This window comes from Streptomyces sp. NPDC107559, assembly GCF_055657365.1.
The window spans coordinates 264,996-278,427 of the sequence record NZ_JBVKBD010000001.1 but is presented as its reverse complement, the minus strand read 5'-3'; the positions used below and the strand labels follow the sequence as shown (position 1 = coordinate 278,427).

At 71.7% G+C, this 13,432-nt stretch carries 12 protein-coding genes; 6 read left to right on the top strand and 6 right to left on the bottom strand.

The genetic code is table 11. The features are described 5' to 3' along the window. Window positions 1-92: 92 nt before the first annotated feature. Complete coding sequence (locus ACZ7OY_RS01160; RefSeq protein ID WP_471910343.1) at window positions 93-638, top strand: GNAT family N-acetyltransferase; 546 nt, start codon at window positions 93-95, stop codon at window positions 636-638. Between the two features lie 24 nt (window positions 639-662). Here the strand turns inward: ACZ7OY_RS01160 and ACZ7OY_RS01155 are convergent, their stop codons facing one another. Continuing rightward, on the bottom strand, window positions 663-1,718 hold the full coding sequence (locus ACZ7OY_RS01155) for a LacI family DNA-binding transcriptional regulator (RefSeq protein WP_471909446.1): 1,056 nt from the start codon (window positions 1,716-1,718) through the stop codon (window positions 663-665). 521 nt (window positions 1,719-2,239) lie between these two features. Here ACZ7OY_RS01155 and ACZ7OY_RS01150 point away from each other — a divergent pair. From ACZ7OY_RS01150 to ACZ7OY_RS01135, 4 genes are all read left to right on the top strand, one after another. Continuing rightward, a complete protein-coding gene (locus ACZ7OY_RS01150; RefSeq protein ID WP_471909445.1) occupies window positions 2,240-3,565 on the top strand; it encodes an ABC transporter substrate-binding protein in 1,326 nt (441 codons plus the stop codon). Beyond that, entirely contained in the window at window positions 3,562-4,590 is a 1,029-nt protein-coding gene (locus ACZ7OY_RS01145; RefSeq protein WP_392611011.1) for a carbohydrate ABC transporter permease, read from the top strand. The genes ACZ7OY_RS01150 and ACZ7OY_RS01145 overlap by 4 nt, the downstream gene beginning before the upstream one ends. Further along, window positions 4,587-5,498 carry a carbohydrate ABC transporter permease gene (locus ACZ7OY_RS01140; RefSeq protein WP_351621803.1) on the top strand — a complete coding sequence of 304 codons (912 nt, stop codon included), beginning with the start codon at window positions 4,587-4,589 and terminating at the stop codon, window positions 5,496-5,498. Before ACZ7OY_RS01145 ends, ACZ7OY_RS01140 begins: the two co-directional genes overlap by 4 nt. Window positions 5,499-5,606: 108 nt before the next feature. Next, entirely contained in the window at window positions 5,607-7,034 is a 1,428-nt protein-coding gene (locus ACZ7OY_RS01135) for a GH1 family beta-glucosidase (RefSeq protein ID WP_471909444.1), read from the top strand. Between the two features lie 163 nt (window positions 7,035-7,197). Here ACZ7OY_RS01135 and ACZ7OY_RS01130 read toward each other — a convergent pair whose 3' ends face one another. The 3 genes from ACZ7OY_RS01130 to ACZ7OY_RS01120 form a co-directional block, all read right to left on the bottom strand. Then, entirely contained in the window at window positions 7,198-8,670 is a 1,473-nt protein-coding gene (locus ACZ7OY_RS01130; RefSeq protein WP_471909443.1) for a glycoside hydrolase family 18 protein, read from the bottom strand. A 175-nt stretch (window positions 8,671-8,845) separates the two neighbouring features. Further along, window positions 8,846-10,222, bottom strand: coding sequence for a sensor histidine kinase (locus tag ACZ7OY_RS01125; RefSeq protein ID WP_471909442.1), 1,377 nt, complete (start codon window positions 10,220-10,222; stop codon window positions 8,846-8,848). Continuing rightward, complete coding sequence (locus ACZ7OY_RS01120; protein WP_351615785.1) at window positions 10,219-10,920, bottom strand: response regulator transcription factor; 702 nt, start codon at window positions 10,918-10,920, stop codon at window positions 10,219-10,221. Before ACZ7OY_RS01120 ends, ACZ7OY_RS01125 begins: the two co-directional genes overlap by 4 nt. A 98-nt stretch (window positions 10,921-11,018) precedes the next feature. Between ACZ7OY_RS01120 and ACZ7OY_RS01115 the strand changes: the two genes are divergently transcribed. Next, window positions 11,019-11,570 (top strand): hypothetical protein, encoded by a 552-nt coding sequence (locus tag ACZ7OY_RS01115; RefSeq protein ID WP_471909441.1) that lies wholly within the window; start codon window positions 11,019-11,021, stop codon window positions 11,568-11,570. A 106-nt stretch (window positions 11,571-11,676) separates the two neighbouring features. Here the strand turns inward: ACZ7OY_RS01115 and ACZ7OY_RS01110 are convergent, their stop codons facing one another. Together ACZ7OY_RS01110 and ACZ7OY_RS01105 are read right to left on the bottom strand one after the other, a co-directional pair. Beyond that, window positions 11,677-12,546, bottom strand: a complete 870-nt coding sequence (locus ACZ7OY_RS01110) for a spermidine synthase (protein ID WP_471909440.1) — start codon at window positions 12,544-12,546, stop codon at window positions 11,677-11,679. A 140-nt stretch (window positions 12,547-12,686) separates the two neighbouring features. After that, window positions 12,687-13,085 (bottom strand): hypothetical protein, encoded by a 399-nt coding sequence (locus ACZ7OY_RS01105; RefSeq protein WP_471910342.1) that lies wholly within the window; start codon window positions 13,083-13,085, stop codon window positions 12,687-12,689. Window positions 13,086-13,432: the final 347 nt, after the last annotated feature.

The window sequence follows — 13,432 nt, the reverse complement described above, 5'->3', positions numbered from 1 at the left end:
TCAGCGGGTGACCTCCTCAGGGAGGTCACCCGCTGACGCGTTTCCGGAAGGCTCACCTCACCGTGCACACCGACCCCCTGGGCGCCGGTCCCCTGCGCGCCGAACTCCTGCGCACACAAGCCCTGCGCAGCGTCCGGCTCGACCTCGTCCCGCTGCGCGTCGAACACGCCGAGGACATGGCCGGCGTGCTGTCCGATCCGGCCCTGCACACCTTCATCGGCGGCTCGCCCGCCACCGCCCAGGCCCTGCGCTCCCGCTACGCACGCCTGGTCGCCGGTTCCCCCGACCCGTCCGTCACCTGGTGCAACTGGGTGCTGCTGCGGCGCCGGGACCCGTGCCTGGTCGGCACCGTCCAGGCCACCGTGACCGGCGCGAGCCTCGCCGAGATCGCCTGGGTCGTCGGCACACCCTGGCAGGGGCGCGGCTACGCCTCCGAGGCCGCGCAGACCCTCGTGGCCGCCCTGCGCGCACGGTCCGTCCGTACGGTCGTCGCCCACATCCACCCGGACCACCTGGCCTCCGCCGCCGTCGCCGCGGCGGCCGGGCTCTCCCCCACCGACGAGGAGCAGGACGGCGAGATCCGCTGGCGGCTGTCCCTGACGCCGGACCCCGGCGCCGTCGGCCCGCCGCGCGGCTGACCGTGCGGGCGGGGCCCGCCCGTGTCACGAGGACGCCCGGGCCACCAGCTCCGTCGCCAGCACCACCTGACGTCGCTCCAGGCCCCGGGAGGCCGAGGGGCGGCGGTCGGCGATCTCGTTGAGCAGCAGGTCGATCATGGTGCGGCCCATCTCCTGGATGGGCTGGCGGACACTGGTCAGCGGCGGTTCCATGTGGCGGGCGATGGCCGAGTCGTCGTAGCCGACGAGGGCCACGTCCTCCGGGATGCGGCGGCCCGCCTCACGCAGCGCCTGGCGGGCACCGGCCGCCGTCACGTCGGAGGCGGCGAAGACCGCGTCCACGTCCGGGCGGCGGGCGAGGAGCTTCGCCATCGCCCTGCTGCCGCCCTCCTCGGTGAAGTCGCCCGCTTCGATCAGGCCCTCGTCCGGCGCGTGGCCCGCGTCGCGCAGGGCGTCGCGGTAGCCGTCGACACGCCGCTGGGCGCCGTACACGTCGAGCCGGCCGGTGATGTGCGCGACGCGGCCGCGCCCCCGGGACAGCAGATGCTCCACGGCCGAGCGGGCGCCGCCGTAGTTGTCGGAGTCGACCGAGGTGAGCGTCTCCGCCGCCGAGCGCGGGCCGCTGATCACCGCCGGGATCTCCAGCTGGGCGAGCAGGTCGGGCAGTGGGTCGTCGGCGTGCACGGACACCAGCAGGACACCGTCCACCCGGTGCGCCGCCAGGTACTCGGCGAGCCGGCGCCGCTCCCGGTCGCTGCCCGCGAAGATCAGCAGCAGCTGCATCTCGGTGTCCGCCAGCTCGGCCCCGACACCGCGCAGCATGTCCGAGAAGTACGGCTCGGCGAAGAACCGAGTCTCCGGCTCGGGAACGACCAGCGCGATGGCGTCCGTACGGTTGGCGGCGAGGGCGCGGGCCGCGGTGTTCGGGACGTATCCGAGCTCCGCGACGGCCGCCTCCACGGCGGCACGGGTCGCGTCACTGACCCGGGGCGAGCCGTTGATCACCCGGGAGACCGTGCCGCGGCCGACACCGGCGCGCGCGGCGACCTCTTCGAGGGTCGGCCGCCCGCCGCTCCGGCTCCGAGCTCCGTGGCCTGCCATGCGCTCCGCCCTCCCGTAGTACCCCGTACCCCACGTTGGCCTGGAATCTAACAGTCCCGCCCGGGACGACGGCCGTGCCCTGCGGGCGCGGGGCCTCGCACGGCACGGCCGCCGACCGGACGGGAACCCCGGACCGGCCCTCCACTTGGACCGGCCCACCACCGCACCGGACCGGACCCGACCGGCCTTCCGCCCGGACCCCGGCGGGTCCGAAGCGGCACCGGCCCGCTCCGGACCCGGCACCGCCCCGGCTCCGCTTCCGATTCCGGTCCGGTTCCGGTTTCTAACGGAACCTCTTACTCCAGTTAACAGCCCGATAACTGAACGCATCTCTGCGCGCCGACTCCCTTGACACCCCCGCGCGGACCGGCGACTCTTCAACTCATCACCTGTGGGAGCGCTCCCACAGTACCTGACACATACACATCCCGCACGTTCCCCGCCCGAGCCGCAGCGAGAACAACGGGCGCCACCAATGCAGTTGGCCGGGGGGTCGGCACGTCAGGCAACAGGAGGACGCTATGCGCACGAGTACCCGCCGGTCCCGCCGGATGATGGCCTTCACGGTCGTCGCCGCGCTGGCTACGGGGCTGCTGGCCGGTTGTTCCAGCGACTCGGACGACAGCTCGTCGAACTCGAACGGTGGCGGAGACGCCAAGGGCAAGACCACTCTGACGATAGGCACCTTCGGCGTCTTCGGCTACAAGCAGGCCGGCCTCTACGACGAGTACATGAAGCTCCACCCGAACATCTCCATCAAGGAGAACGTCACCACCCGTACCGACGTGTACTGGCCCAAGACCCTCACCCGGCTCCAGGCCGGCTCCGGCACCGACGACATCCAGGCCATCGAGGTCGGCAACGTCACCGAGGCCGTCCAGACCCAGGCCGACAAGTTCGTCGACCTCGGCAAGGAGGTCGACAAGTCGCAGTGGCTGGACTGGAAGCTCTCCCAGGCCACCACCAAGGACGGCAAGACCATCGCGCTCGGCACCGACATCGGCCCGATGGCTATCTGCTACCGCAAGGACCTCTTCGAGAAGGCCGGTCTGGAGACCGACCGCACCAAGCTCGCCGCGTCCTGGAAGGGCGACTGGGCCAAGTACGTCGACCTCGGCAAGCAGTACATGAAGAAGGCGCCGAGCGGCACCAAGTTCGTGGACTCCGCCTCCTCGGTCTACAACGCGGCCCTCGGCGGCGAGAGCCAGCGGTACTACGACAAGGACGGCAACGTCATCTGGGACAAGTCCACGGGCGTCAAGAAGTCCTGGAACGCCGCCATGACCGTGGCGACCAGCAACATGTCGGCGAAGCTGAAGCAGTTCGACCCGACGTGGGACCAGGGCTTCGCCAAGGGCTCGTTCGCGACCGTGGCCTGCCCCGCCTGGATGATGGGCTACATCCAGGAGAAGTCCGGTGACTCGGGCAAGGGCAAGTGGGACGTGGCGGCCGCGCCGACCGCGGCCAACTGGGGCGGTTCGTTCATCGGTGTCCCGACGGCCGGCAAGCACCAGAAGGAGGCCATCGAGCTGGCCAAGTGGCTGACCGCGCCCGAGCAGCAGGCGAAGGTCTTCGCCAAGCAGGCCAGCTTCCCGTCGACCCCGTCGGCGTACGGCAGCCTGACGCCGGCCGCCGCCACCACGGAGTACTTCTCCAACGCGCCGATCACGCAGATCTTCGGCGACTCGGCCAAGACCATCCCGGTCCAGTACTTCGGCACCAAGGACCAGCCGATCGGCACCGCGATCACCGACGTCGGCATCCTCCAGGTCGAGCAGAAGGGCAAGTCCCCGGCCCAGGGCTGGGACGCGGCAAAGGCTGAGATCAAGGACGTGCTCGGCCAGTGACCAGCTCCAAGCAGGCTCTCGCGCAGACCGCGACGAGCGCCGACGCCGCGCCCGGCTCACAGCCGGGCGCGGCCCGGGGCGCTCAGGGTCGGGGTACGCCGCCGCCGGGCCCGGATTCCTGGCGCAGCCGGCTGTACCGCTGGGACATGAAGGCGGCGCCGTACGCATTCATCTCCCCCTTCTTCATCATCTTCGGGGCCTTCGGCCTCTTCCCGCTGCTCTACACGGCCTGGTACTCGCTGCACAATGTGCAGCTTTCCGGTCTGGACCACCAGACCTGGGCGGGCCTGGACAACTACAAGAACCTGCTGTCCTCGGAGTTCTTCTGGAACGCCCTGGAGAACACCTTCACCATCGGTGTGATCTCCACGGTGCCGCAGCTGCTCATGGCGCTCGGCCTCGCCCATCTGCTCAACTACCGGCTGCGCGGCTCGACCGTGTGGCGGGTCGTGATGCTCACCCCGTACGCCACCTCGGTGGCGGCGGCGACGCTGGTCTTCACGCTGCTGTACTCGTGGGACGGCGGCATGATCAACTGGCTGCTGCACTTCGTCGGGGTCCACCCGATCAACTGGCGCGAGTCGGACTGGGGTTCGCAGTTCGCCGTCTCCTCGATCGTGATCTGGCGGTGGACCGGCTACAACGCGCTGATCTACCTCGCGGCGATGCAGGCGATCCCCACGGACCTGTACGAGTCGGCCGCGCTCGACGGCGCCGGCCGCTGGCAGCAGTTCCGCCATGTGACGATCCCCATGCTGCGGCCGACGATCCTGTTCACGGTGGTCGTGTCCACGATCGGCGCGACGCAGCTGTTCGGCGAACCGCTCCTGTTCGGCGGGGTCAGCGGCTCGAAGGGCGGCTCCGCGCACCAGTACCAGACGCTCGGCCTGTACATGTACGACCAGGGCTGGGGCATCGGCAACCTCGGCAAGGCGTCAGCGATCGCGTGGACGATGTTCCTGATCCTGCTGATCGTCGCCGCGATCAACATGCTGGTCACCCGACGGCTGAGGAAATCCCAATGACCACGACTGAACTGACTGTCTCCCAGGCGGAGCCGAAGGGAACCGCGGGCGTCCGGGAGCCCGGACGCCGCCGGGTGCTCGGCGCGGGCAAGCAGTTGCACGCGGGTCCGGTCACCTACATCGTCCTGACCGTCTTCGCGCTGGTCTCGCTCGCTCCGCTGGTGTGGACGGCCATCGCGGCCTCGCGCAACAACACGCGGCTGGCGCAGACCCCGCCGCCGCTGTGGTTCGGCTCGAACCTGTTCAAGAACCTCGAGGCCGCATGGGACCAGGCCGGGCTCGGCACCGCGATGATCAACTCCACGATCGTGGCCGGGACCATCACCGTCGGCACGGTCGTGTTCTCCACGCTCGCCGGATTCGCCTTCGCCAAGCTGCGCTTCAAGTTCTCCGGTCTTCTGCTGCTGCTGACCGTCGGCACGATGATGATCCCGCCGCAGCTGGCGGTCGTACCGCTGTATCTGTGGATGAGCGACCTGGGCTGGTCCAACCAGCTCCAGACGGTCATCCTGCCCACCCTGGTGAGCGCCTTCGGTACGTTCTTCATGCGGCAGTACCTGGTGCAGGCGCTGCCCTCCGAGCTGATCGAGGCGGCGCGGGTCGACGGCGCGAACAGTCTGCGCGTGGTGTGGCACGTCGTCTTCCCGGCGGCACGCCCGGCGATGGCCGTGCTCGGCCTGCTGACCTTCGTGATGGCCTGGAACGACTTCCTGTGGCCGATCATCGCCCTGAACCAGCAGGAGCCGACGGTCCAGGTCGCCCTCAACTCTCTGGGCACCGGTTACATCCCCGACCAGGCCGTCATCATGGCGGGCGCGCTGCTCGGCACGCTGCCGCTGCTGATCGCCTTCCTGCTGTTCGGCAAGCAGATCGTGGGCGGAATCATGCAGGGCGCGATCAAGGGCTGACGTCCCTGCCGTCCAGGGGGCCGGGCCACCGCCGCCCCGGCCCCTTCGGCCCGCCCCCTCCCCTTTTTCCTTCCGTCGGTCACCCCGACTTCCCTTGGGAGCGCTTCCATGCCTGAACCCATTACGCCCGTGGCCTTTCCCCCCACCTTCCTGTGGGGCGCCGCGACCTCCGCCTACCAGATCGAGGGGGCGGTGCGCGAGGGCGGCCGCACTCCCTCGATCTGGGACACCTTCAGTCATACGCCGGGCAGGACGGCCGGTGGCGACCACGGTGACATCGCTGTCGACCACTACCACCGCTTCCACGAGGACGTGGAGCTCATGGCCGGTCTGGGGCTGGGCGCGTACCGGTTCTCGATCTCCTGGTCACGGGTGCAGCCCACCGGCCGGGGTCCGGCGGTCCAGGTCGGCCTGGACTTCTACCGCCGCCTGGTCGACGACCTGCTCGCCCATGACATCAAGCCGGCCGTCACCCTCTACCACTGGGATCTCCCGCAGGAGCTGGAGGACGCCGGCGGCTGGCCGGAGCGCGACACGGCGCTGCGTTTCGCCGAGTACGCGCAGATCGTCGGCGAGGCGCTCGGCGACCGCGTGGAGCAGTGGATCACCCTCAACGAGCCCTGGTGCAGCGCCTTCCTGGGCTACGGCTCCGGTGTGCACGCCCCCGGCCGTACGGACCCGGAGGCGTCGCTGCGCGCCGCCCACCACCTGAACCTCGCGCACGGCCTCGGCTCGACGGCGCTGCGCTCGGTGATGCCCGCCCGCAACACGGTCGGGATCAGCCTCAACTCCTCGGTGGTCAGGCCCCTCACCCAGGACCCGGCGGACCTGGCCGCGGCCCGCAAGATCGACGACCTCGCCAACGGTGTCTTCCACGGCCCGATCCTGCACGGCGCGTACCCGCAGAGCCTGCTGGCGGCGACCTCTTCGGTCACGGACTGGTCGTACGTCCTCGACGGCGACCTGCGGAAGATCAACCAGCCGCTGGACACGCTGGGCCTGAACTACTACACGCCCACCCTGGTGTCGGCCGCCCGGCCGGACCGGCAGGGCGCGCGGGCGGACGGTCACGGGGCCAGCGAGCACTCGCCCTGGCCGGCCGCCGAGGACGTCGACTTCCACCAGACCCCGGGCGAGCGCACGGAGATGGGCTGGACGATCGACCCGACCGGCCTGCACGAGCTGATCATGCGGTACAACCGGGAGGCCCCGGGGCTGCCCCTGTACATCACGGAGAACGGCGCGGCCTACGACGACAAGCCGGACCCGGACGGCCGGGTCCACGACCCCGAGCGCGTCGCCTACCTGCACGGCCACCTCTCGGCGGTCCGCCGGGCCATCTCCGACGGCGCCGACGTGCGCGGCTACTACCTGTGGTCCCTGATGGACAACTTCGAGTGGGCGTACGGCTACGAGAAGCGCTTCGGCGCGGTGTACGTGGACTACGCGACGCTGGAGCGTACGCCGAAGTCGAGCGCGCTCTGGTACGGGCAGGCGGCCCGTACAGGCTCGCTGCCGGAGGTCGAGAGCGCCTGACCCCGGGCCCGCGGAGGCCCCCCGTCCCGGGGGAGGGGGCGTCCGCCGGTCCGGAACACAAGCGCGCCCCGGCCGGATGGGGGTGGGAACCGGCCGGGGCGCGCGACCCCGTTTCCTGGATGTGGCTCGGATCGGATGCGGCTCGGGTCAGATGCGACTCGGGTCAGTTGAAGGCGGCGAACGCCTTCGAGAACGCGGAGTCGCCCTGGGCGATCGAGCTGCACGTGGCGTCCGCGACGTTCTTCGCGCCGCCCGCGCACTGCTTGTCACGGGTGGCGGACCACATGGACAGCCCGCCCAGACCCTTGGACTTGGCGAAGGCGACCAGCTGGGCGGCGTCGTCGACCTTGAAGATCTCGCTGGCGACGTCGTTGACGCCGATCATCGGGGTGACGGCGACCGCCTTCCAGGCCGCGCTGTCGGAGAGGCTCAGCACGCTCTTGATCTGGGCCTGGGTGGCGGTGGCGGCCTGCTCGGCGTACGTGCCCATGTCGCCGCTGTACGCCGGTCCGTAGTCCATCGCCATGATGTTGACGGTGGAGATGGCCACGCCGTTCTGCTTGGCGTCGGCGAGCAGGTTCACGCCGTCCTGGGTGAGGCCCTCCGGCATGACGGGGAGCGTGAAGGAGACGTCCAGGCCCGGGTGCTGCTTCTGGAGCTTGGCTATCGCCTGCGCCCGGCGCGTGTTCGCCGTGGTGTTGGGCAGCGCACCGCCCTCGACGTCGAAGTCGACCTTGGTGAGCTTGAAGGTGTCCACGGCCTTGCCGTACGCCGCCGCCAGCGCGTCCGCCGAGGAGCAGGTGGTGGCCAGTTCGGAGCCGGACGCGCCGCCGAAGGAGACCCGGACGTCACCGCCCTTGGCGCGCAGCGCGCCGATCTGCGACGCGACGCCGTCGTTCGCCAGGTCCGACACACCGCCGAACTTCGGGTTGCAGCCGCCGCCGTCGGTGACGAAGGCGAGGTTGTAGTTCTTCACGCCGGTCGCCGTGACGTTCGCCAGCAGGTCGTAGGCCGGGTAGAGGGAGGTGTCGACGTACGGGGCGAAGCCGGCCGTCGTGCCGGTGCCCGTGCCGGTGCTCTGCGAGGGGGACGCCGTGGGGGTCTGGGTGGCGGTCTGCGTGGGCGTCCTGGTGGGGGCGGCGGTCGCGGTCGGGGTCGCGGTGGGGGTCGCCGTCTCGGTCGGGCGGCCGCTCGGCTGCGGCGTCGCGCCGGTGTCGACGGAGCAGCTCGCGCCGTCGATCAGACAGCCGGTCGGGTCGCCGCTTCCGCTGACCACGAAGCCGACGGTGGCCGACTCGCCGGCGGCCAGTCCGTCCGTGTCCCACTTCGGCGGCTTGACGGTGACGTGCTGGCCGCTGACGGTCGACTCCCCGTCCCACAGGGAGCTGAGCTTGGTGCCCGCGGGCAGGTCGAACTCCAGGGTCCAGGTCTTCTCCTGCTGCCCGCTGTTGTTCGTGACGACATACTGCGCGGTGTAACCCGTCGACCAGGTGCTGGTCTTGGTGTAGGCGGCGCCGATGCCGGCCGCGCTCGCGACGCCGCTGAGGACGATGGCGCCGCCACCGATCACGGCCGCGGCGACCGCTCCGCCGATCGCCTTGTTCCTGCCACTGATTCTGCGCCGGTGCGTGCTCATCGCGTGCCTGCCTTCACTCACTGCTCACGGGGGGGCGTCCCAGACCTGGGCCGTGGCAGCACGCTAGCGATCCGGAATCGGGCAAACCGCTTTATCCGGAGGGCTGTTGGAGATCTTAGGGTGCGCTTAAGGAAGGCATCGGAGACGGTTAAAGGAAGGGGCGGACGAGCCGGATTCAGCGGACCTTCAGGCCTCGTCTGCGCCGCCGGACCCTCCCGCGGTGCCCGCCGCGCTCGGGCACGCGCCCGTCCAGCTGGATCCAGATCCGCACCTCCGTGCCGCCGAGCACCGAGGAGCCGATCCGTACGTCGCCGCCCGTCGACTCCGCGAGCCGCCGCACGATGTCCAGGCCGAGCCCGGTCGAGCCGTCGTTGCCCGATCCCCGCCCGCGGGCCATAGCCGCCTCTGGGTCCGGGATGCCGGGCCCCGCGTCCGAGACCAGCACGATCACCGCGTCCTCGCCGTTGTGCACGTCGACCGCGAAGGCCGTGCCCTCGGGGGTGTGGCGGAAGATGTTGCCGAGCAGCGCGTCCAACGACGCCGCCAGGTCCGCGCGGGCCACGGGTATGCGCACCGGGTGGTCGGCCACGGCCACCCGCACCTTGCGGCCCTCGTCCTCCGCCAGCGCCGACCAGAACTTCATCCGCTCACGCACCACCTCGCCCGCGTCGCACCCCGCGCCGAGGCCCGCCGCCACGGTCTGCGGCTTGGCCTCGCGGGCCGTGCGGATGATGGTGTCGACCTCGCGCTCCAGCTGCGCGACGGCCGCCCGGGTCTGCTCGGCGGCCGGTCCCTCGCCGAGCGAGGCCGCGTTGAGCCGCAGCACGGTCAGCGGGGTGCGCAGCCGGTGGGACAGGTCGGCGGCCAGCTCCCGCTCGTTGGCGAGCAGTTGGACGACCTGGTCGGCCATGGAGTTGAACGCGACCGCCGCCAGCCGCAGTTCGGTCGGCCCCTCCTCCGGCACCCGGGCGCCGAGCCGCCCCTCGCCGAGTTCGTGCGCGCCGTCGGCGAGCCGCTCGGCGGGCTGCACCATCCGGACGCCCAGCCGGTCGGCGACCGCGACCGAGCCGACGACCAGGGCGGCGCCGACCCCGGCGAGCACCGCCCAGGCCGTGCCGACGCCGTTGCTGACCTCGGACTCGGGGACGTACACCTCGACCACGGCCATCGCGCCGGAGCTCAGCGCGACCGGCTGGAGCAGGATGGAGCCGCCGCGCACCTCGGTGGTGGAGACCCGGCCCAGCCTGCGCACCATCGCGATGTCCCCGTCGGCGGCGCGCTGCCGGCCGAGTTCGACGGCCGCCTGGCCGTCGACCGCGGGTATGTGCACGGCCATCCCGGCGTCGGAGCCCGCGGAGGCGATGACGCGCTCCAGCTCGTCGCGGTCGGTGGTGATGGACAGCGCCGGGACGATCGCCGCGGCCTCCCGCTCCGCGTTGGAGAACGCGCGGTCGCGGGCCATCTCCTTGATGACCAGCCCCAGCGGCACGGCGAAGGCGATCACGACCATCGTGGTGACCGCCAGGCACACCCTGACCAGCGCCCACCTCATCGGACCGGCTCCACGGGCGGCTCCAGCTTGACGCCGACGCCCCGCAGCGTGTGCAGATAGCGGGGCCGCGCCGCCGTCTCGCCCAGCTTCCGCCGCAGCCAGGAGAGATGGACGTCTATGGTCTGGTCGTCGCCGTACGACTGCTGCCAGACCTCGGCGAGCAGTTCCCTGCGGGGTACGACGACTCCTGGCCGGCCGGCCAGGAAGGCGAGCAGGTCGAACTCACGACGGGTCAGGTCGAGCCGGGCGCCGTCCAGTTCGGCCTGGCGGCGCAGCGGGTCGACGGTCAGTCCGCCGACCCGGATGACGGTGGACGGCGGAGTGTCCGCGGCGACGGCACGGGACCGGCGCAGCACCGCGGCCATCCGCGCCGAGAGGTGCTCGACCGAGAACGGCTTGGTGAGATAGTCGTCCGCCCCGGCGTTCAACAGCCGTACGATCTCCGCCTCGTCGTCCCGGGCGGTGGCGATGATCACGGGGACGTCGGTGATGCCGCGCAGCATCTTCAAGGCCTCCGACCCGTCGAGATCGGGCAGGCCGAGGTCCAGGATGACCACGTCGAAACGGAAATGAGCGACCTCGCGCAGCGCTTCCAGCGCGGTGCCGACACTGCGCACCACATGGGCCGCTTCGGTGAGATGCCGGATGAGCGCCGAGCGGACGAACTGATCGTCCTCGACCACGAGCACACTTGCCATGCGCCGCACCGTACGCCATCCGGGCGACACCGATCGGCGCCTGTGGATAACTTCGACCGCGTGCGGCCGGTGGGACGGGTGAGGCAGTATGGCCCGCGATGCGCAGAGGACTTGTACACGTACTGGCCTGGCTGCTCGCCACGGGCGCGGCGGTCACGCTGTCATGGTGGGGCGTCCACACGGTGATGACGGGCACGGCCTACGACCCGCCGCGCGCCCTGCCCATCGCCGCGGCCGACCCGACCATGCAGCGGTCGAGGCCGCTGGCCTCGTCGACCCACCGGGCGGCCGCTTCGCGGACCCCGTCGGCCGAGCCCACCGGATCGGCCGCACCGACCGCCCCGACTGCCACGCCGTCGCCCTCGAAGTCCGCGACGGCGGAGCCGAGCACCGGCCCGTCCGCCGTCTCGGCCACGGCCACGGCCGACAGCCGGATCAAGAGCTACGACACCAAGGGCGGCCGCTCGGTCTTCGACATCGCCGACACCTACGCGACGCTGGTGTCGGCGACCCCGGCCTCCGGCTGGTCGATGCAGGTGTTCAAGACGGAGACCTGGATCCGGGTGGAGTTCAGCGCGGGCACGGACCGGGTGTCGGTGTTCTGCACCTGGCACGACGGGCCGCCCCAGGTGCAGGTCGTCACGTACTGAGCCGGACGGGTTTGCACGGGTCCGCACACGGGTCCGGACGACGGTCCGCCCCGGGCTCCGGGCCGGTCCCCCGGGCGGGTCCCCGGCCTGGTCCCCGGGCCGGGCGCTACCGGAAGACCGAGGGCGGCGGGGCGGGGGACGCGACCGCCGCCGCGTCCGTCACCGCCACGGCGCCGCCGGCGAAGTCGGTGAGCGCGCGGCCGTGTTCGACCCGGCCCGGGTGCGGATCCGAGGCCGCCCGGCGGGTCAGTTCGGCGACGGGCAGCGGCAGGTCGGAGGCGACCAGCACCGCGTTGCCGAACCGCTTGCCGCGCAGCACCGTCGGATCGGCGACCAGGGCGAGTTCACCGAAGCGGGCGGCTGCCGTGGCGATCTGGCCGCGCAGATGCGCCAGCGGCGGCCCGTCGGCCAGGTTGGCGGCGTAGAGCCCGCCGGGCCTGAGCGCCCTGCGCACCTCGTCGAGGAACTCGGTCGAGGTCAGGTGGGCGGGGGTGCGGGCGCCGCTGAACACATCGGCGATGACGAGGTCGGCCCAGCCGTCCGGCACCTTGGCGAGCCCTTCCCGGGCGTCCGCGGAGCGCACCCGTATCCGCGCGTTGGCCGCCAACGGGAGCTCACGGCGCACCAGTTGCACGAGGGCCGCGTCGCGCTCGACGACCTGCTGGGTGGAGCGGGGGCGGGTCGCGGCGACATACCGGGCGAGCGTGAGGGCGCCGCCGCCGAGGTGCACGGCGTGCACGGGCCGGGCGGGCGGCGCGACCAGGTCGATGACATGGCCGAGGCGGCGCTGGTACTCGAAGGAGAGGTACCCGGGGTCGTCCAGGTCGACGTGCGACTGCGGGGCGCCGTCGATCAACAGGGTCCAGGCCCGCGCCCGGTCCCGGTCGCGTATCAGCTCGGCGAGCCCGCCGTCGACGGGCTCGACGACGGCGTCGTCGGCGTCCGGCCGCCGCCGGAGGTTCCTGGACTTTCCCATGGGGTCATTCTCGCAAGCGCCCGGCCCCCGTGCCGCTCAGCCGCGGCCGACGGCCCGCCCGACGCCGCTGCCGACCCGTCCGGCGGCGACCGTACCCGCGCAAGCGGCGGCCGTGCCCGTTCGACGGCTGCCGTGCTCGCTCAGCGGCGGCTGTCGGCCGCCTCGATGAGCCGGGCCGCCTCGTCCAGGGCCCGCCGCAGCACCGCCGGATCGGTGGCGAGCTCCGCCTCGCCCGGCGGCAGCAGCCAGTCCGAGCCCTCGACCGGCGGCTCGGGGTCGAGCCGCAGCCCCCGCCCGTCGGTCTGCGTACAGACGCTGCCGGGGACGTCCCACGCGGCCGCGGTGCCGGGCGGCACGAGGAAGCCGAGCGTGTCGCACCCGTCGTCGTGCAGCACGGGCCCCACCGCGTCCACGTCCGCCCGGCGCAGGATGTCGACCGCCTCCAGTCCCTGGCGGGCCGGCACCGTGACGAGGTCGCACCCGTCGGCCCTGTCGGGCGGCCCGCCGCACTCCGGGGGCGGGACCTGCTCCGCCGTCACCGCGGCCGTCACCACCGCGGCCGCCGTCACCACCGCGGCCGCCGACGCAACCGCGGTCACCGCCGTCACCGCGGCCGCCGACGCGATCGGCGTCACCGTCGTACAAGGACCGACGCTTTGGCTCGTCCCCATCCCGGCCTCCACCACAGAACCTTCTTGCAGTTCGGGCGGTTCAACGCGGCACGGCGTCAAGGGCTACGGCGGAATTCAGCCGCAAAGGATGGCAGTTCATGGCGGATCGTGGATGAGATATCCGATTTGTAGCCAAACACTGCGTGGCGGGTCGACCACAGCAGGTACCTTCTTGCCCGCCGGAAACAGGGTGGCACACGGACAACTCACCCCCA